Here is a 19002-nt window from a genome sequence, read left to right as displayed (position 1 = left end):
TACACAAGACGGGATGCCTAATGATGGTGCACGAGCAAACGGATGACGCAGCCGGACCGGCGTGGATCACGCGGCTGGCCTCGCCCGTGAAGACGGCCGCGACCGGCCCGCTGGCCGGCCTGCGCTTCGCGGCCAAGGACAACATCGACGTGGCCGGCGTGCCGACCACGGCCGCCTGCCCGGCCTTCGCACGCACAGCCATGGCGCACGCATCCGTGGTGCAGCGCCTGCTCGACGCCGGTGCGGAACTGCTCGGCAAGACCAACCTGGACCAGTTCGCCTGCGGCCTCAACGGCACGCGCTCGCCCTACGGTGCGGTGCCGAACAGCTTCGATGCGCGCTATGTCTCGGGCGGCTCCAGCTCGGGTTCGGCCTATGTGGTGGCCAAGGGCGAGGCCGACTTCGCGCTCGGCACGGACACCGCAGGCTCGGGTCGTGTGCCTGCCGGCCTCAACAACATCGTCGGCATCAAGCCTTCGCGCGGACTTCTGAGTGCGCGCGGCGTGGTGCCCGCCGCGCAGAGCGTGGATTGCGTGTCGATCTTCGCGCGCACCGTCGATGTCGCGGCGCGCGTGCTGCAGGCCGCGATGGGCTTCGACGCAGGCGACCCGTATTCGCGCAGCCTCGCGCTTGCGACGCAGCCGCTGCCGGCGAGTTTCCGCTTCGGCGTGCCGTCGGTACTGCGCTTCTTCGGCGACGTGCAGGCGCAGCAGGCCTTCGTGCGCTCGATCGAACAGATGTGCGCGCTCGGCGGCACGCCAGTGGAGATCGACTACGCGCCTCTTGCCGAAGCGGCCGCGCTGCTCTACGACAGTGCGCTGGTGGCTGAACGCTACGCCGCGGTGCGCGAGTTCTTCGATGCGCACGAGGCCGAGGTGATCGAACCGGTGCGCGGCATCCTCGCGCAAGGCCGGGGCTACAGCGCTGCCGATTTCGTCGATGCGCGCGTGAAGCTGCAGGCGCTGGCCCAACGCGCAGTGGCGCTGTGGGACGGCATCGACGTCCTGCTGGTGCCGACCGCGCCGACCCACTACACGATCGAAGCCATGCAGGCCGACCCGGTCGCGCTCAACCGCAACCTGGGCGAATACACGAACTTCGTGAACCTGCTCGACTACGCAGCCATCTCGGTGCCGGCGAGCATTCGCGAGGACGGCCTGCCTTTCGGCATCACGCTCATCGGCCGCGCCGGCAGCGACTTCCAGTTGGCCGAACTGGGGCAGCGCTTTCACCACGCCACCGGCCTGCCGCTCGGCGCGACTGGCGAACCGATGCCTGCGCCGCAGCCGTTGCCGATCGTCGCGCCCGCACCAACAGTGCGTGTTGTCCTGGTCGGCGCACACCTCTCCGGCATGCCGCTCAACGGCCAGTTGATCGAACGCGGTGCACGACTGCTGCGTGCTACGCACACCGCGCCGCAGTACCGCCTCTACGCACTGCCTGGCACGGTACCGCCAAAGCCGGGGCTGCTGCGCGTGCCTTCGGGCGAAGGCGCAGCCATCGCGGTCGAGGTCTGGGAGATGCCGCTTGCGCACTACGGCAGCTTTGTCGCGCTCATTCCGGCACCGCTCGGCATCGGGAGCCTGACGCTCGCCGACGGCAGCAGCGCGCAGGGCTTTCTCTGCGAGGCGCTGGCCGTGCAGGGCGCGGAAGACATCACGCACCACGGCGGCTGGCGCGCCTACATCGCGTCGCGCACCGCGCAGACCGCCTGAACCCTCCTATCCAACTTCGAACTCTCTGGAGTACTCCATGGCCCGTTCCGACACTCCCCTGACTCCTAAAGCGCAGGCCTCGCGCCGCCGCGTGCTCCAGGCCGGCGCCGCCGGATTGGCCGTGCTTGCTGCGCCGGCGCTGGTGCGCGCGCAGGCCTCGCCGAAGATCCGCATCGGCTACTGGCCCATTGCGGCGGGGCTGCCCTTCTATGCCGCGGTGGAGCAGGGCTATTTCAAGAGCGCCGGCCTCGATGTCGAAGTGCAGCGCTTCGCCGGTGCACAGCAGATCATGGAAGCGATGCTTTCCGACCGTTGCGACGGGAGCGCGAACGGCACCGGTTCGGCCAACATCGCGATCGGCGAGATTGCCGCGCCGGGCAGCTTCAAGATCTTCTGCTCCAACCCGAGCAACGCGAAGAACGTGCTCGACCAGATGCTGGTGCCCGCCGCCAGCACTGCCAAGACCATGGCCGACCTCAAGGGCAAGCGCGTCGCATCGGGGCCGGGCATCCAGAACGTGACGCTCGCCAAGACCATCCTCGAGCGCGGCGGCGCGACCGGCGCCACCGTCGTCGAGCTTCCGATCGGCCAGCATGTCGCGTCGCTCGCGGCGGGGCAGGTCGACGGCTGCTACACGCTGGAGCCGACCGGCACCATCGGCCGACTGAACGGCAGCACCCGCGTGCTCGAATCCGGCGTGATCGCGAAGTACGTGCTGGGCGATCCGATGGCCCCGTGGTTCGGCGGCTCGGCGTCGCTCACCTCGGCGTTCATCAAGAAGAACCCGGAAGCCGCGAAGAAATTCATCACCGCCTACGGACAGGGCGTGGCCTTCGTGCGCAACAAGCCGGCCGAAGCGCGTCAGTTCCTGAAGGGCTACACCGCGATCGAAGGGCCGCTCACCGCCGAAGTGCCGCTGGCGGCGTACACGATGTACAACGAGTTCACGCCGGCCGACGTCGCGTACTTCCAGAAGTTCTTCGACCTGTTCTCCGAAAAGGGCATCTTCTCGTCGCGCCTGATGGTCGACACGATGCTCTACAAGGGGTGATGCGATGAGCGCCACGCCCTGGGTCGCGCCCGCCGCAACGCAAGCCGCCGCGCCGCCGCGCGCATCGCACTGGGGCAAGGCACTGCCCTTCATCGGGCCGGTCGTGCTGTTCATCGTGTGGGACCTCGCGGTTCGCCTTGGCTTCATCAAGGCGATCCTGCTGCCGATGCCCTCGGACACCATCGCCACGCTGCTGACCGGGCTCGCGGGCGGGGCGCTGCTGACCGACTTCGCGGTCACGGTGTGGCGCACTCTGCAGGCCTTCCTGATCGCGGCGGTCGTGGGCGTGCCGCTGGGCGTGCTGCTCGGAAGCAACGAGAAGGCCTATCGCAGCGTCGAGTTCCTGATCGACTTCTTCCGCTCCACACCATCGTCGGCGCTGATCCCGCTCTTCCTGATGATCTTCGGCGTCTCGGACGTCAACAAGGTCGCGATCGCTGCTTTCGGCGCCATGCTGATCGTGGTGTTCAACAGCGCCTATGGCGTGATGAACGCACGCAAGCAGCGCGTGATGGCCGCGAAGGTGATGGGCGCATCGCGCTGGCAAATCTTCCGCGACGTGCTGGTGTGGGAAAGCCTGCAGCCGAGCTTCGTGGGCCTGCGCTCGGCGGTCTCGATGGCGCTGGTGATCGTGATCGTCGCCGAGATGTTCATCGGCTCCGACAGCGGCCTCGGCCATCGGATCATCAACTCGCAGCAGGTGATGAACGTGAAGGACATGTACGCATCGATCCTCGCGGCCGGTGCGCTGGGCTACGCGCTCAACATCCTCTTCCTGCTGGCCGAGCGCCGCATCGTGCACTGGAGCGGACGATGAGAACCGAAGGCACCGTCATCAACGGCCCGGTGTACGCCGATGTGCCGACGCCCACGTTCCAGCCCGGGCCCGCCGGCACGCACATCACGATCCGCGGGCTCACCAAGTACTTCGCGGGCTGGCCGTTGTACGAGAACTTCGATCTCGACATTCCGAAGAACAAGATCGTCTCGGTCTTCGGTCCCAACGGCTGTGGCAAGTCCACGTTGATCAACATGATCGCGGGGCTGATCCCGATCGACTCGGGCGAGATCCTGTTCGACGGCAAGTCGCTCAAGGACACCAAGATCGGCTACGTCTTCCAGAACTATCGCGAGGCGATGTTCCCTTGGATGCGGACCATCGACAACATCGCCTATCCGCTGAAGCTCGAAGGGCGATCGAAAGCGGAAGTCGACCGCCGCATGCAGGAGCTGGTGGCCTCGTTCGACGTGAAGTTCGACCTCAACCGGTATCCGTACGAACTCTCGGGCGGGCAGCAGCAGACGGCTTCGATCATGCGGGCGCTGGCGCCGAACCCGGAGGTGCTGTTCCTCGACGAACCTTTCTCTGCGCTCGACTTCGAGATGACGCTTTTCATCCGCGAAAAGCTGCAGGAAGTGTTCATGCAGACTGGCACCACGATGCTGCTGGTGTCGCACGACCTCGAAGAGGCGGTGTATCTCGCCGACCAGGTGCTGCTGTTGACAAAGCGGCCGACGAAGGTGGCGGAGATCCTCGACTACAGGGACGAGCGGCCCCGCACGCTCGAAACGCTGAGCGCTGCGAGCTTCGTCGCGATGAAGAAGCTCAGCCTGGAAATCTTTCAACGCGAAGTGCGCCGGTGAAGGGAGCCGCGATGACGCCCACGCAGATCGAAACCTACGTTGACGCCACATCCACTGCACTCGGCATGCGGCTCCGGCCCGATCACCGGGCGGGTGTTCTTCGCTACTTCGCGCTCGCAGCGGAGTTCGCCGCCGTCATCGATGCCGTTCCGCTGGAGCCGCATCACGAGCCCGCTGTGGCTTTCTCGCCGGTCGTGCCAAGGGAGAAAGAGCAATGAAGGCCGCCGAGATCGTGCTCAAGGATGCGACCTCGATGGCCGAGGCGGTGCGCTCCGGCGTGGTGGGCGCCGGTGCGCTGGTGCAGGCGAGCCTCGATCGCATTGCTGCGACCGACGTGCGCGTGAACGCGTTCACCGACGTGGTCCGCGAACGTGCATTGCGGCGCGCATCGCAGATCGATGAGTCGCTTGCATCCGAAAGGGGCGCGCGCACCCGCGAACTGCCGCTGTTGGGCGTGCCCTTCGCGGTGAAGAACCTCTTCGACATCGCCGGCCTGCCGACGCTTGCGGGTTCGAAGATCGAGCGCGAGGCGACGCCGGCGCGCAGCGATGCGGCGTTGGTGCGCCGGCTGGAGAGCGCCGGCGCGGTGCTCGTCGGTGCGCTCAACATGGACGAGTACGCCTACGGATTCACCACCGAGAACAGTCACGTCGGCGCGGCGCACAACCCGCATGACCTGTCGCGCATCGCCGGCGGTTCGTCGGGCGGCTCCGGCGCGGCTGTGGCGGCGGGGCAGGTGCCGATCACGCTCGGGTCGGACACCAACGGATCGATCCGCGTGCCTGCGTCGCTGTGCGGCGTGTTCGGGCTCAAGCCGACCTTCGGACGTTTGCCGCGCACTGGGAGCTACCCCTTCGTGTCGAGCCTCGATCATCTCGGGCCTTTCGCGCGATCGGTGCGCGATCTCGCAACCGCGTATGACGCGATGCAGGGCCCCGAGACGATGGGGCCACGCGACCCCGGATGTGCGCAACGGAACATCGAGCTCGCGTCGCCTGCATTGGGGCACGGCCTGCACGGGTTGCGCATCGGCGTGCTCGGCGGCTGGTTTCGCGAACGTGCGCAGCCCGAGGCGATTACGGCGGTCGATTCCGTCGCGCAGGCTTTGGGCGCGAATCACACGGTGGAATTGCCGATGGTCGAGGCGGGACGCGCGGCAGCTTTCCTCATCACGAACAGCGAAGGCGCAGCATTGCATTTGCCGGACCTGCGCACACGTGCGCAGGACTTCGAGCCGCTGTCGCGCGATCGCTTTCTTGCAGGTGCGCTGTTGCCGGCCGCGTGGGTCGCGCGCGCCCAGCGCGTGCGGCGCCTCTATGCGGAGCAGGTGGCACGCCTCCTGGATCGCTTCGACATCCTCCTGGCCCCAGCGACACCGTGCGCCGCGACGCCGATCGGCGCGGAATGGTTCGAGCTGGGCGGCCAGCGCCTGCCGGTGCGCCCCAACATGGGCGTGCTGACGCAGCCCATCTCGTGCATCGGACTGCCGGTGTGCGCTGTGCCGGTGTGGGGCGCGCACCCCAGCCTGCCGATCGGCGTGCAGGTGATCGCCGCGCCATGGCGCGAAGACCTCGTGTTGCGCGTTGCCGCGGCACTCGAATCGGCGGGCATTGCGCACGCACCCGTCGCACCGCTTTGAAAGGAGGCCCAGACGATGACGCCCCTGATCAATCTCCCCGAGGTCGTGGCCGAAGTCACCGCCGCCTTCGACCGCTACGAAGACGCGCTGGTGAACAACAAGGTCGAGGTGCTCGACGAACTGTTCTGGCACAGCCCGCACACGCTGCGCTACGGCGCGACCGAGAACCTCTACGGCTACGCCGAGATCCAGGCATTCCGTGCCGCACGCCCGGCGCAGGGCCTTGCGCGCGAGGTCCTGCGCACCGTGATCACCACCTACGGCCTCGACTTCGCGACCGCCAACATCGAATTCCGCCGCGAAGGAAGCACAAGGACGGGGCGCCAGAGCCAGACGTGGATGCGCACCGCCCAAGGCTGGCGCGTGGTGGCCGCGCACGTGAGCCTCTTGGGCTGATTCCGGTCCCTTTTTGGCGCATTTCGGTTGGTACGGTTTATGCACACCATCTTGTATCCAAGTTAGGCCTCAGCGCCCTCCGCCCCTTCACTTCCAGGAGCCTGCACCATGAGCCAGTTCAATCGTCGCGATTCCCTCAAGTCCCTTGCAGCACTTGCGTCGGCGACGACGCTCGGCGGCTGGAGCGTGCTTGCCAACGCGCAGAAGCCGATGACGGTCGGCGTGATCTACGTCGGCCCGCGCGACGACTACGGCTACAACCAGGCGCACGCGCAGGCGGCGGCCGAGCTAAAGAAGATGCCCGGCATCAAGGTGGTCGAGGAAGAGAACGTGCCCGAGACCGCGGCCGTGCAGAAGACGATGACCGGCATGATCGCGCAGGACGGCGCGACGCTGCTCTTTCCGACGTCGTTCGGCTACTTCGACCCGCACATCCTTGCGGTCGCGCCGAAGAACCCCGATGTGCGCTTCTCGCACTGCGGCGGCCTCTGGACCGAAGGCAAGCATCCGAAGAACGTCGGCAGCTTCTTCGGCTACATCGACGAGTGCCAGTACCTCAACGGCGTGGTCGCCGGCCACATGACGAAGAGCAACAAGATTGCCTTCGTTGCCGCGAAGCCCATTCCACAGGTGCTGCGCAATATCAACGCCTTCACCATGGGCGCGCGATCGGTCAAGCCGAACATCACCTGCAGCGTCATCTTTACCGGCGACTGGTCGATGGCGGTCAAGGAAGCGGAAGCCACCAACAGCCTCGCCGACCAAGGCTGCGACGTGTTCACGATGCACGTCGACGGACCCAAGGTGGTGGTCGAGACAGCGGCCAAGCGCGGAAAGATGGTCTGCGGCTACCACGCGAGCCAGGCGAAGCTCGCGCCCAACGCCTACCTGACCGGCGCGGAATGGAACTGGCTCACCGCCTACAAGACCATCATCGACGCGGCCCAGACCGGCAAGCCGCATCCCAACTTCCTGCGCGGCGGCCTGAAAGAGGGCTACGTGAAGATGTCGCCCTACGGTTCGATGGTGACCGACGCCGCGAAGAAGAACGCCGACGACATCAAGGCCAAGATGCTCGCGGGCACCTTCGACATCTTCCAGGGGCCGCTCAAGGACAACAAGGGCAATGTCGTGATCGCTGCCGGCAAGACGCTGAAGCAGACCGATCTCGAACTGGAAAAGATGAACTACCTCGTCGAAGGCGTGGTCGGCTCCGTAGGCTGAGCGCGATTCTTTCCAGCTCAGCGAGCCGACGATGCCCAGCGCATTGAAAGAGATCGCCCTGCCGGTGTTCGCCATCGCGGCGGCGCTGCTGTTGTTCGGCGTGTTCGTCTGGTTCGCCGGCGTGAGCCCTGTGGATGTCTGGGTCATCCTCTTCAAGGGCGCGTTCGGCGACTGGTTCTCGTGGCAGAACACCTTGCAGCGCGCGGCGCCGCTGATGCTCACCGCGCTCTGCGTTGCGATTCCGGCGCGCGCGGGATTGGTGATCATCGGTGGCGAAGGCGCACTGGTGCTGGGTGGATTGGCCTGTGCGGCACTGCCTTATGTGCTGCCGCTGCCGGCGAACATCGTGGGGACCTTTGCGCTCTGCGTCGCCGGTGCAATCGCCGGCGCAGCCTGGATCGCCCTCGCCGGGTGGCTGCGGCAATACCGCGGCATCAACGAGACCATCAGCAGCCTGTTGCTTGCGTACGTGGCGATCGGATTCTTCAAGCACTTCGTCGAAGGCGCACTGCGGGATCCGGCAAGTCTGAACAAGCCGGCGACGCGATCGCTGGCCGAGGGCCTCGGCATTGGTGGCATCGGCGGTTCGGATGTGCATTGGGGGCTGGTGATCGGCATCGTCGCCTGCATCGCGTCGGGGCTGTGGCTGCGCTTCACGGCCTCGGGATTTTCGGTGCGTGTGGTTGGCGGCAATCCGCGCACTGCGCAACTCGTCGGCTTGCCGGCCAACCGGTTGATCCTCGCGGCATGCGGGTTGGGTGGCGCGTGCGCCGGTGTCGCGGGCGCGGTCGAGGTCGCTGCCGTTCACACCAACGCCAATGCGTCGCTGATCGCGGGCTACGGTTACGCCGGCATCCTCGTTTCGTTCATTGCGCGGCATAACCCGGTCGCAATCATTCCGGTGGCGATCCTCTTCGGCGGATTCGGCGCCGCCGGCAGCCTGCTGCAGCGGCGGCTCGGCCTGCCAGACGCATCGGTGCTGGTGCTGCAGGGCATGGCGTTCGTGCTGATTCTTGCGAGCGAGGGGCTGCGCATGGTCGACTGGAAGGCGCTGCTGAAGAACCGTGCGCCCGTCGCGCCACGCGGCCCCGCGATCGCGACGGAGGCCACGCCATGACGGCCGACCAGTGGGTCGCCCTCTTCGCGGCCATCGTAGGTGGTGCATTGCGCGTCGGAGCGCCGTTTCTCTTCGTGAGCCTCGGCGAGTGCCTCACCGAGAAATCGGGCCGCATCAACCTCGGGCTGGAAGGCGTGCTGGTGCTCTCGGCCATGGCGTCGTTCGGCGGGGCGTGGCTCACGGATTCCGCATGGCTCGGCGCGCTGATCGGCGCGGTCGTCGGTGCGATGCTGGCGCTCCTGCATGGCCTCCTGTGCTCGCTCGACCGCGTGAACGACGTCGCGACCGGCATCGCGCTGATGCTGTTCGGCACCGGGCTTGCGTTCTACCTCGGCAAGCCGTTGATCCAGCCGCAGGCGCCGCAACTGCCATCCATTCCGCTGGGCAACTGGAGCGACAACCCCGTCATCCGCTCGGCACTGCAAGTCAACGCGCTGGTGCCCATCGGCATCGCGCTTGCGGTGCTGCTGTGGTGGGGCTTCGCGCGCACGCGGATCGGCCTTTTGGTGCGCATGGCGGGCGATTCGGCGAACGCGACGCGGGCGCTCGGCTACTCCGTCTCGGGGCTGCGCATCGCGGCGACGACCGCGGGCGGCTTCATCGCGGGCCTCGGTGGCGCGTCGCTCACGCTGTTCTATCCGGGGAGCTGGAACGAAGGCATTTCCAGTGGACAAGGGCTGATCGCGGTCGCGCTGGTGATCTTCGCGCGGTGGAGCCCGTTGCGCTGCATCGGTGCGGCGCTGCTCTTCGGCGGCGCGGGCGCGATCGGGCCCGCGCTGCAGTCGATTGGAGTGGGCTGGGGGTATCACCTGTTCAACACGGTGCCTTACCTGCTCACGCTCGTGATCCTGGTGCTGACCTGCAAGCCGGGCAAGGTGGCGGTCGGAAGTCCGGGCGAACTGTCTTCCACACGATGAACGCCATGAAAACGACACACGTTGCGGCGGAGCCCTATCTGTGGCCCTACAACGGCGCACTGCGGCCGGACAACACCGCCCTGATCGTCATCGACATGCAGACCGACTTCTGCGGCGAAGGCGGCTATGTCGACGTGATGGGCTACGACCTTTCTCTGGTGCAGGCGCCGATCGAACCGATCCGCCGCACGCTGGCGCGGATGCGAGAGCTGGGCTTTCACATCATTCACACGCGCGAGGGTCATCGCCCGGATCTGGCGGACCTGCCCGCGAACAAACGCTGGCGCTCGCGGCAGATCGGCGCCAATGGCGTCGGCATCGGCGACGCGGGCCCCTGCGGCCGCATCCTCGTTCGCGGCGAGCCGGGGTGGGAAATCATTCCCGCGCTCGCGCCGATCGATGGCGAAGCGGTGATCGACAAGCCGGGCAAGGGCTCGTTCTACGCGACTGATCTCGAACTGGTGCTGCACACGCGCGGCGTGGAGAACCTGATCCTCACCGGCATCACGACCGACGTGTGCGTGCACACCACGATGCGCGACGCGAACGATCGCGGATTCGAATGCCTCCTGCTGTCGGACTGCACCGCTGCCACGGACCACGGCAACCATCTCGCGGCGCTCAAGATGATCACGATGCAGGGCGGCGTGTTCGGTGCGCATGCGACCTCGGGCTCGCTGCTCGAAGCGCTCGCGACGTTCTGAGAAAGGCCAAGCCACCATGATTGCGCCCGTCGATCCGCTTCCCCCCGCCACCGGCGCGCTCGCGCTGGACACCTACGAGCTCACCAAGCGCTTCGGCAGCTTCACCGCGATGGACCGCGTGACGATGCGCGTCGAGCCCGGCACCGTCCATGCGCTGCTCGGCGAGAACGGCGCTGGCAAGAGCACGCTCGTCAAATGCGTCGCGGGCTACCAGCGAGCCGAGGAGGGCAGCATCCTCATCGACGGCCGGGAGCAGGACATCGCGAATCCGATCGTCGCGCGCGCGCTCGGCATCGGCATGGTCTACCAGCACTTCACGCTCGCGCCGGGCATGACGGTGGCCGAGAACCTGCTGCTGGCAGGCGGCAAGACGCCCGCCCTGATCGACTGGAAGCGCAAGCGCGCGGAGTTGAAGGACTTTCTCGCGACCACGCCGTTCAGTCTCGATCTGGATGTGCGGCCCGCCGAGTTGGCCGCCGGCGAAAAGCAGAAGCTGGAGCTGCTCAAGCAGCTCTACCTGAAGCCGCGCCTGCTGATCCTCGACGAACCGACTTCGGTTCTCACGCCGCAGGAGGCCGACGAAGTGCTCGGCCATGTGCGGGAGTTCGCACTGAGTGGCATGTGCACCGTGCTCATCATCACGCACAAGTTCCGCGAGGTGATGGCCTACGCCGACAGCGTCACGGTGCTGCGTCGTGGCAAGGCGGTGCATCACTGCAAGGTCGCGGACACCGACCCGGCACGGCTCGCCGCCGCGATGATGGGCGAGGGCGAGACGGCGCCGCCCGAGGTCGACACGCAATCCCCTGCGGACCGCGCCCTGCATCTGGTGACGCCGACCCGTGCAGACGCGCACATCGCGCTGAAGGTGGAGCGGCTGAGCGCGCAAGGCGATCGCGGCACGCTCGCCGTGCACGACCTCAGCCTGGAGGTGCGCAGCGGCGAGATCCTCGGCGTGGCGGGCGTATCGGGCAATGGCCAGCGCGAGTTGGTCGAGGCGCTGGTCGGCCAGCGCCCGCGCCTCGGTGGGCAGGTCACCGTGATGGGCGAACCCTATGGCGCGCGCCGCGAGGAAAACCGTCGGTTGAAGGTGCGGAGCCTTCCCGAAGAACCGTTGCGCAATGCCTGCGTGGGCGATCTCAGCGTGTCGGAAAACATGGCCCTGCGCGATTTCGACCAGCCACCGCTGGCCTGGAAGGCGACGGGCGCGGACGTGCTGAACTTCCCGGTCTGGCGAAGCCGCGCGCGCGAGTGGATCTCGGAATACGGCGTCAAGACGCAAGGCGAGGGCGCGCCGATCCGAAGTCTCTCTGGCGGCAACGTGCAGCGCGCGGTGCTCGCGCGTGAGCTTGCCGGCGACATCAATGTCCTGATCGCGGCGAACCCGGTGTTCGGGCTGGACTTCGCGGCGGTCGCGGAGATCCACAGCCGAATCAAGCAGGTGCGCGCACGCGGCGGGGCGGTGCTACTCATCAGTGAGGACCTCGACGAACTGCTCGAAATGGCCGACCGCATCGTCGTGATGAGCGAAGGCCGCGTGGTCTTCGAGACACCTGCCGCCACTGCCGAGCGCCACGTGCTCGGTGCCCACATGGGCGGCGGCGACCATCAGCACGCGGCTGCCGCATAACCCTTCGAACATCGCCATGCAGATCGACGCCAATCCGTTCGCCTACGAGTTCGACATTGCGAAGACCGCGCTCGTGCTGATCGACATGCAGCGCGACTTCATCGAGCCCGGCGGCTTCGGCGAAACGCTGGGCAACGACGTGTCGCTGCTCGAGGCCATCGTGCCGGCCGCGCACCGGGCGCTCGAAGCGTGGCGTGAGGCGGGCGGCCTGGTCGTGCACACGCGCGAGGCGCACAAGCCCGATCTATCGGACTGCCCACCCGCGAAGCGCAACCGCGGCAATCCGAGCCTGCGCATCGGCGACGCGGGGCCGATGGGCCGCATCCTCGTGATGGGCGAACCCGGCAACCAGATCATCGAGGCGCTCGCGCCGGTCGAAGGCGAGATCGTGGTCGACAAGCCCGGCAAGGGCGCGTTCTACGCCACCGGCCTGCACGAGATGCTCAAGCGTCGCGGCATCACGCACCTCATCTTCGGCGGCGTGACCACCGAGGTCTGCGTGCAGACCAGCATGCGCGAGGCCAACGACCGTGGCTACGACAGCCTGCTGCTCGAAGATTGCACCGAGAGCTACTTTCCCGCCTTCAAGGCGGCGGCCATCGAGATGATCCGCGCGCAGGGCGCGATCGTCGGCTGGACCGCTCCCAGCCACGCACTGCTCGCCGTGCTCGGCAAGCACTAACATCCCATTCGTGTCGAACGTTCGATCTCCTTCCGACCCCACTGCCGCTGCGTCGCAGGACGCGGCCTTCCGCACGCGTGCCGATCAGGTCTATGCGCAACTCAAGCGCGACGTGGCTGAGTTCAGCCTGGTGCCGGGCGACCGATTCACCGAGAACGAGATCAGCGAGCGGCTCGGTGTTTCACGCACGCCGGTGCGTCAGGCGCTTTTCCGGCTCCAGCAGGAGGGCTTCGTCGAGGTGCTCTTCCGTAGCGGCTGGCGGGTGCTGCCTTTCGACTTCGACCAGTTCGAGCAGCTCTACGACCTGCGCATGGTGCTGGAGACCACCGCGGTGCACCGGCTCTGTGAAAGCGACCATCGCGTGGACCGCAGCCTGCTCGACAGTCTCGCCAACATCTGGCTGGTGCCGGTGGCGCAGCGCAGCACGGACACCGTGCAGGTCGCGCAATGGGACGAGGCTTTCCACTGCTCGCTCGTCGAGGCCGCCGGCAACGCCGAGATGGCGCGCGTGCATCGCGACGTGACCGATCGGATCCGCATCATCCGCCGGCTCGACTTCACCAAGCAGCCGCGCATCGACGCGACCTATGACGAGCACGCGAAGATCCTGAAGGCGATCCGCGCGAACCGCGGCGATCAGGCCGCGATGCTGCTTCGCGCACACATCGAGACCAGCCAGGCCGAGGTCCGCAAGATCACCCTGCACCAGGTGCACATGGCACGGCATGCTGGCCGCACGCGGCGGCCTGGTCGCTGAGGTCGCGCGCGCTCAGTCTGCGGTGATGCCGCCGCGTTGCACGACGTCGGCCCAGCGCTTTTCATCCTTTGCGATCAGTGCGCCGAACTCCTCGGGCGTCGATGAGGCCGGCACCATGCCCTGCGCCTCGAAGGCGGTCGCGACTTCAGGCTGCCTGAGGATCGCGCCGATCTCCTTGTTGAGCCGCGCGACGACGGCAGGCGGGGTGCCCTTGGGCGCGAGCACGCCGTACCACATGTCGACGTTGCCGCCCTTGATGCCGGCTTCCGCCAGCGTCGGTACGTTCGGCAATTGCGGCAGGCGCTTGTCGCTGCCGGTGGCGATTGCCTTGAGCTTGCCGGCCTGAATCTGCTGCAGTGCCACGTGCACCGGCAGGAACATGTAGTCGATGCGCCCGCCCAGCAGATCGGTCACCGCGCCGGCCGTGCCCTTGTACGGGACATGCAGCATCTCGGTGCCGGTGTTCTGCATCAGCAGCGACATGGCGAGGTGGTGCGGCGTGCCGACGCCGGGTGTCGCGTAGGTCAGCTTGCCCGGTGCCGCCTTGGCCGCGGCCACCATCTGCTGCACGGTGGTCGACTTCTGCACGTTCGGGTTGGTCACCAGCAGCAGCGTGCCCCATGAGGTGAGCGACACCGGCGTGAAGTCCGCCACCGGATCGTAGGCGAGCGTCTTGTAGAGGCTCTTGTTCATCACCAGCGTGTTGACCTGCACCATCAGCGTGTAGCCGTCGGGCTTGGCGCGCGCGACTTTCTCGCTGCCGATGTTGCCGCTCGCGCCCGGGACGTTCTCGACGATCACCGGCTGGCCGAGCACGGCGGGCAGCCGCACCGACAACTGCCGTGCGATCAGGTCGATGCCGGTGCCGGGCGTGTAGGGGACGACCAGCGTGATGGGCTGGTCGGGCCATGCATGAGCGGCCATGGCGCTGGCGCCCAACAGCATGGCGCCCAGGAATTTCGTGAGTTTGCGCATCGATGTCTCCGTCTTTGTTCGTTGTCGTCGTGGTTCACAGATAGGAAGGCCGTGCCTTGAGGGCGGCCGGGTCGTAGCCCGCCACGCGCTTGTAGTTGTCCGAGATCGCCTGCAGCTCGGCCTGTGTGACGAAATCGTCGAGCCGGTCGAAACGCCGACCGCCAGAGCGTTCGAACACTTCGCGCAGGATCGCGTCGGGCGGATTGGTCCGGTTGGTCAGCACCACGTTGGTGGTCGCCTTCACGCGCACGCTGTCGTATTCCTCCAGTGCGGCATTGCTGACGCCGAGCCGACGCAATGCGCCCGCGAGATAGCGTGCATCGATGATCGCCTGGCCCGCGCCGTTCGAGCCGCGCGGCACCATCGGGTGCGCCGCGTCGCCCAGCAGCGTCACCCGGCCGTGCGTCCACTTGGGCAAGGGGTCCTGGTCGACCATCGGGTATTCGAGGATCGAATCTGACGACCGGATCAGCGCGGGCACGTCGAGCCAATCGAAGTGCCAGTTCTCGAAAGCGGGGAGAAAGTCCTCGAGGCGGCCTGGACGACTCCAGTCCTGCAATGCGGGCTTCGGCGCGTGGATTTCCGCGACCCAGTTGATGAGCTGGTTGCCTTCGCCGTCCACGTTGTCGCGAATCGGGTAGATCACCATCTTGCCCTCGTCGAGCCAGCCTGCGCGCACCATGCTCGCGCCAGAAAGGAAGGGCTTGTGCTTCGCGGTACCGCGCCACATGTTGACGCCCGAGTACCGCGGTGCGCCCTCGTTGGGATAGAGCTGCTTGCGCAGGACCGAGTGGATGCCGTCGCAGCCCACCGCGATGTTCGCGCGCACGCTCGGCAGTGGCGAGCCGTCGGGCCCGGTGAAGCGGGCGGTGACGCCGGCGTTGTCCTGGTCCACCCCGGCGCAGCGATGTCCGCACACCACGGCGTCCGCGCCGAGGCGCTGGCGGGTTGCTGCCAGCAGCACGGAGTGGAGGTCGCCGCGATGGATCGAGTACTGCGGCCAGTCATAGCCCGCGGCAGTGCCGGCTGCCTCGCTAAAGACGAGCTGGCCATGCGAGTTGAAGAAAACCGCCTCCTTGGTGCGGACCGCGACCGCATCGAGCACCGCATTCAGACCGAGTTCGCTCAGTTCGCGCACCGCGTGCGGCAGCAGGTTGATGCCGACGCCGAGCGGCTTCAGTTCTGGCACCGCCTCGTAGACGCGGCACGGAATGCCGGCTTGATGCAGGCTCAGCGCCAGCGTGAGTCCACCGATGCCGGCGCCCAGCACGATGACTTCGGTCTCTTTGCTCATATCGATCTGCCTTGTCTCTGTCTTCGATCAGAAAAACAGCGGATTAGACCGGCTCGAAGATCATCTGAGAAATTTAGATGTCGTATGGATTTATCATGAATTGATATGAATCTCTCGACCCGTCAGATGCGCGCCTTTCTCCACGTCGCACGCATCGGCAACTTCACGCGAGCGGCTGAGCAGGCGCACATGACGCAGGCTGGCCTGAGCACGCTGGTTCGCGAGATGGAACGGCAGCTCGACTGCCGGCTCTTCGACCGCACGACGCGCGTTGTCAATCTCACCGCTGCTGGCCGGCGGCTGCTGCCGGTGGTGGAGCGCGTGGTGACCGATCTGGATGATGTGACCGCGCACCTGGGCGCGGAAGGCGATGCCGCAAGGCAGACCCTGCGCATCGCCGCGACGCCGCTGGTGTCGTCGCATCTACTGCCGCAGGTCTTCCATCAATTCCGGCAGAGCCATCCAGCGGTGAGTCTGAGGCTCTTCGATGCCGATCTGCGCGATGTGCAGGACATGGTGGTCAGTGGCGAGGCGGACATGGGCCTCGGGTTCTTCTTCAAGGCGGCGCCGGGGCTGGAGCGATCGCCGGTCGGCCGCTTCCACCTGATGCGCGTGGCGCCGGCTGCGTCGGACGAAGACGTGTCGACCACCGGCGCCGTCCCGTGGTCGACATTGCGCTCCGAAGAACTGCTGGGCTTGCCTCCGAGCAATCCGATCCAGAAAGTCATCGACGGCCATCTCGCGACCATCGGCCGTGCGGATGCGCAGCGGCCGACCTTCAACTTCTTCGGCACGCTGATCTCGATGGTGGAATCCGGCTTCGGCAACGCCGTGATGCCGACCTTTGCGCTTGCGGCCTGTCGCCGTCACCGGGTGCGCACCGACGTGCTGGTGCGGCCCAAGGTCGCGATGGACTTCTACCGCATCACCAAGCGCGGTGCGATGGAGTCGGAGGCGATGCAGGCATTCGGCGCGACGCTGATGGCGGCTCTGCCCGCACTGTCGCGCTGAGCGGCCCGGGGATCAGAGTTTGAAGTCGTAGTCGACCGTGATGGGGGCGTGGTCGCTGAACTTGATCGTCTTGAAGATCGATTCGGTGCGCGCGAGCTTGGCGATGGCCGGTGTCGCAAGGTGGTAGTCCAGACGCCACCCCACGTTGTTCGCGTAGGCCTGGCCGCGGTTGCTCCACCACGTGTAGGCGTCGCCGGTGGTCTCGGGCTTGAGCATGCGGTAGACATCGACGAGCCCCGCGCCCTCCGCGCCGACGTCGAGCAGCCGGGTCATCCAGGCTCGCTCTTCCGGAAGGAATCCGCTGTTCTTCTGGTTGCCGCGCCAGTTCTTCAGGTCGATTTCCTTGTGCGCGATGTTGATGTCGCCGCACAGGACGAACTCGCGCTCCTTCTTGAGTGCCACGAGATGCGGGAAGAAGCCCTTGAGAAAACGGAATTTCGCTTCCTGCCGCTCTTCGCCTGAGGAGCCGCTCGGAAAGTAGCAGCTGATCACTGAGAACTTGCGCTTGGGCGTGTCGAAGCGCACTTCGAGATAGCGGCCCTCGGCGTCGAATTCCGAATCGCCCCAGCCGACCACGATGTCGCTCGGCGCGTGTCTGGTGTAGACGGCGGTACCGGAGTAGCCTTTCTTTTCGGCGAAATGGAAGTGGCCCTTCAGGCCCGCCATTTCCTCGAAGCGGCCCTCGATGTCGCTGGCCTGGACGCGGGTTTCCTGCATGCAAATACAATCCGGCGCCAGTTCGGCCACCCAGTCGGCAACGCCCTTGGTGGCAGCCGATCGCAGGCCGTTGAGGTTGAGGCTGGTCAGTTTGAACACGAGGACATTCCCTATGGCTGGAGAGTTTGGAGAGGGCGGCGCGCTCGCACAGGAGTTCGTGCAGTTCGCCCTGGAGTCGGGGGTGCTGCGCTTCGGCCAGTTCAAGACCAAGGCCGGTCGCATGAGCCCCTATTTCTTCAATGCGGGGCTGTTCGACGACGGCGCCAAGATCGCGCGGCTCGCCGGATTCTATGCAGACCGCCTGATCGAGAGCGGGCTCGAATTCGACATGATCTTCGGCCCCGCCTACAAGGGCATTCCGCTGGGCGCCACCGTGGCTGCCGAGCTCGCGCGCCGCGGCCGCAACGTGCCCTTCGCCTACAACCGTAAGGAAGCCAAGGATCACGGTGAAGGCGGCACGCTGGTCGGCGCGCCGCTCAAGGGACGGGTACTGATCGTCGACGACGTGATGTCGGCCGGCACCGCAGTGCGTGAATCCATCGCCGCCATCCGGAATGCCGGCGCCACGCCGCACGCAGTCGCGATCGCGTTGGACCGCCAGGAGAAGGCGACCGAGAACGGCGTCGACGTGGATCACAGCGCCGTGCAATATGTACGGAATCAGCTGGGGCTGCAGGTGGTCGCCATCGCAACGCTGGACGACTTGTTACAGTACCTCTCGGGCCGCGCGGACGGAGAGCTGGGCGCCCATCGACAGGGAGTGTTGGAGTATCGGGCGCGCTACGGAGCGCGTTGATTCAACCTTCCCGAAGGGACGGACGTGGCGAGATTCCAGGCATCGTTGTTAGCTTTCATGGCGCTCTCGCTGGCTGCGGCCGGCCACGCGCAAGCGCAGCAATCCGGTGCGGCTCGCCAGTCGGGCGCTGCAAGCAGTGCCGGTATCTACAGTTGCATCGATTCAAAAGGCCGCACGATCACCGCGGACCGTCCGATCGCGGATTGCAACGACCGCGAGCAGCGCGAACTGAATCCCAGTGGCACCACACGCCGCAAGATCGAACCCACTTACACCGCAAAGGAACAGGCCGAGCGCGAAGAGCGCGAGCGCCAGGCCCAGTTGCAGGCGGCGCGCCAGGTCGAGGAGCGCCGTCGCGAGCGCGCATTGCTGGTCCGCTACCCGAACGCCGCCGCGCATGACCGTGAACGCGCCGAGGCGCTGGTGCAGATCGACGCGGTGATCACCGCCGCCAGGAAGCGGCTGAGCGAACTGGCAGAAGACCGCAAGCGCATCGACGACGAACTCGAGTTCTACAAGAGCGAACCCAGCAAGGCGCCCGGTTCGATCCGCCGCAAGGCCGAGGACAACACGCGAAGCGTCGACGTGCAGAACCGCTTCATCACGGAGCAGGAAGAAGAAAAGAAGCGCGTCAACGCGCGCTTCGATGAAGAGCAGGCCCGCCTGAAGCCGCTCTGGGCCGCCAACGCGGCCGCGCAGGCGCAGCGCTGACCCGCAACGCGCGGGTCGCGCG

At 66.5% G+C, this 19002-nt stretch carries 20 protein-coding genes; 17 read left to right on the top strand and 3 right to left on the bottom strand.

Translation table 11 applies throughout. The annotated features are described in order from the left end of the window. The first annotated feature begins 20 nt into the window (after positions 1–20). The 14 genes from atzF (at position 21) to FHW64_RS33630 (ending at position 13476) form a co-directional block, all read left to right on the top strand. The gene (gene atzF / locus FHW64_RS33695; RefSeq protein WP_184533777.1) at positions 21–1715 is read left to right on the top strand and encodes an allophanate hydrolase; all 1695 of its coding nucleotides are present in this window, start codon (positions 21–23) and stop codon (positions 1713–1715) included. A 37-nt stretch (positions 1716–1752) separates the two neighbouring features. Next, positions 1753–2766 carry an ABC transporter substrate-binding protein gene (locus FHW64_RS33690; RefSeq protein ID WP_184533775.1) on the top strand — a complete coding sequence of 338 codons (1014 nt, stop codon included), beginning with the start codon at positions 1753–1755 and terminating at the stop codon, positions 2764–2766. A 4-nt stretch (positions 2767–2770) separates the two neighbouring features. Next, positions 2771–3583, top strand: a complete 813-nt coding sequence (locus FHW64_RS33685) for an ABC transporter permease (RefSeq protein ID WP_184533773.1) — start codon at positions 2771–2773, stop codon at positions 3581–3583. Next, positions 3580–4410, top strand: coding sequence for an ABC transporter ATP-binding protein (locus tag FHW64_RS33680; RefSeq protein ID WP_184533771.1), 831 nt, complete (start codon positions 3580–3582; stop codon positions 4408–4410). The genes FHW64_RS33685 and FHW64_RS33680 overlap by 4 nt, the downstream gene beginning before the upstream one ends. 11 nt (positions 4411–4421) lie before the next feature. Continuing rightward, positions 4422–4628 carry a DUF4089 domain-containing protein gene (locus tag FHW64_RS33675; protein WP_184533769.1) on the top strand — a complete coding sequence of 69 codons (207 nt, stop codon included), beginning with the start codon at positions 4422–4424 and terminating at the stop codon, positions 4626–4628. Beyond that, positions 4625–6049 carry an AtzE family amidohydrolase gene (locus FHW64_RS33670; protein WP_184533767.1) on the top strand — a complete coding sequence of 475 codons (1425 nt, stop codon included), beginning with the start codon at positions 4625–4627 and terminating at the stop codon, positions 6047–6049. The genes FHW64_RS33675 and FHW64_RS33670 overlap by 4 nt, the downstream gene beginning before the upstream one ends. Positions 6050–6064: 15 nt before the next feature. Further along, a complete protein-coding gene (gene hpxZ / locus FHW64_RS33665) occupies positions 6065–6445 on the top strand; it encodes an oxalurate catabolism protein HpxZ (RefSeq protein WP_184533765.1) in 381 nt (126 codons plus the stop codon). Positions 6446–6553: 108 nt separating this feature from the next. Further along, positions 6554–7669, top strand: coding sequence for a BMP family ABC transporter substrate-binding protein (locus FHW64_RS33660; protein ID WP_184533763.1), 1116 nt, complete (start codon positions 6554–6556; stop codon positions 7667–7669). A gap of 31 nt (positions 7670–7700) precedes the next feature. Next, on the top strand, positions 7701–8786 hold the full coding sequence (locus tag FHW64_RS33655) for an ABC transporter permease (protein ID WP_184533762.1): 1086 nt from the start codon (positions 7701–7703) through the stop codon (positions 8784–8786). After that, on the top strand, positions 8783–9703 hold the full coding sequence (locus FHW64_RS33650) for an ABC transporter permease (protein ID WP_184533760.1): 921 nt from the start codon (positions 8783–8785) through the stop codon (positions 9701–9703). Before FHW64_RS33655 ends, FHW64_RS33650 begins: the two co-directional genes overlap by 4 nt. 5 nt (positions 9704–9708) lie before the next feature. Next, complete coding sequence (locus FHW64_RS33645; RefSeq protein ID WP_221210625.1) at positions 9709–10407, top strand: cysteine hydrolase family protein; 699 nt, start codon at positions 9709–9711, stop codon at positions 10405–10407. Positions 10408–10423: 16 nt separating this feature from the next. After that, entirely contained in the window at positions 10424–12037 is a 1614-nt protein-coding gene (locus FHW64_RS33640) for an ABC transporter ATP-binding protein (protein WP_184533757.1), read from the top strand. Positions 12038–12053: 16 nt separating this feature from the next. Beyond that, complete coding sequence (locus tag FHW64_RS33635; protein WP_184533755.1) at positions 12054–12719, top strand: cysteine hydrolase family protein; 666 nt, start codon at positions 12054–12056, stop codon at positions 12717–12719. 10 nt (positions 12720–12729) lie between these two features. Then, positions 12730–13476, top strand: a complete 747-nt coding sequence (locus FHW64_RS33630) for a GntR family transcriptional regulator (protein WP_184533753.1) — start codon at positions 12730–12732, stop codon at positions 13474–13476. 12 nt (positions 13477–13488) lie between these two features. On the opposite strand, the gene FHW64_RS33625 is transcribed toward FHW64_RS33630, so the two are convergent. Both FHW64_RS33625 and FHW64_RS33620 read right to left on the bottom strand, forming a co-directional pair. After that, positions 13489–14451 carry a tripartite tricarboxylate transporter substrate binding protein gene (locus FHW64_RS33625; protein WP_184533752.1) on the bottom strand — a complete coding sequence of 321 codons (963 nt, stop codon included), beginning with the start codon at positions 14449–14451 and terminating at the stop codon, positions 13489–13491. 34 nt (positions 14452–14485) lie between these two features. Continuing rightward, positions 14486–15745 (bottom strand): flavin-dependent oxidoreductase, encoded by a 1260-nt coding sequence (locus FHW64_RS33620; RefSeq protein ID WP_184533750.1) that lies wholly within the window; start codon positions 15743–15745, stop codon positions 14486–14488. A gap of 105 nt (positions 15746–15850) precedes the next feature. Here FHW64_RS33620 and FHW64_RS33615 point away from each other — a divergent pair, with 105 nt between their 5' ends. After that, positions 15851–16756 (top strand): LysR family transcriptional regulator, encoded by a 906-nt coding sequence (locus FHW64_RS33615; protein ID WP_184533749.1) that lies wholly within the window; start codon positions 15851–15853, stop codon positions 16754–16756. A 12-nt stretch (positions 16757–16768) separates the two neighbouring features. Here FHW64_RS33615 and FHW64_RS33610 read toward each other — a convergent pair whose 3' ends face one another. Next, the gene (locus FHW64_RS33610; RefSeq protein WP_184533747.1) at positions 16769–17572 is read right to left on the bottom strand and encodes an exodeoxyribonuclease III; all 804 of its coding nucleotides are present in this window, start codon (positions 17570–17572) and stop codon (positions 16769–16771) included. A gap of 13 nt (positions 17573–17585) precedes the next feature. Between FHW64_RS33610 and pyrE the strand changes: the two genes are divergently transcribed. Both pyrE and FHW64_RS33600 read left to right on the top strand, forming a co-directional pair. After that, a complete protein-coding gene (pyrE, locus tag FHW64_RS33605) occupies positions 17586–18269 on the top strand; it encodes an orotate phosphoribosyltransferase (protein WP_184533744.1) in 684 nt (227 codons plus the stop codon). Positions 18270–18293: 24 nt separating this feature from the next. Next, positions 18294–18980 (top strand): DUF4124 domain-containing protein, encoded by a 687-nt coding sequence (locus FHW64_RS33600; RefSeq protein WP_311733430.1) that lies wholly within the window; start codon positions 18294–18296, stop codon positions 18978–18980. The last annotated feature ends 22 nt before the right edge of the window (positions 18981–19002 follow it).

It is taken from the genome of Variovorax sp. Sphag1AA (assembly GCF_014192575.1).
In the GTDB taxonomy this organism is placed as follows: Bacteria; Pseudomonadota; Gammaproteobacteria; order Burkholderiales; family Burkholderiaceae_C; genus Variovorax.
This window is presented reverse-complemented; position numbering and strand designations above follow the sequence as displayed.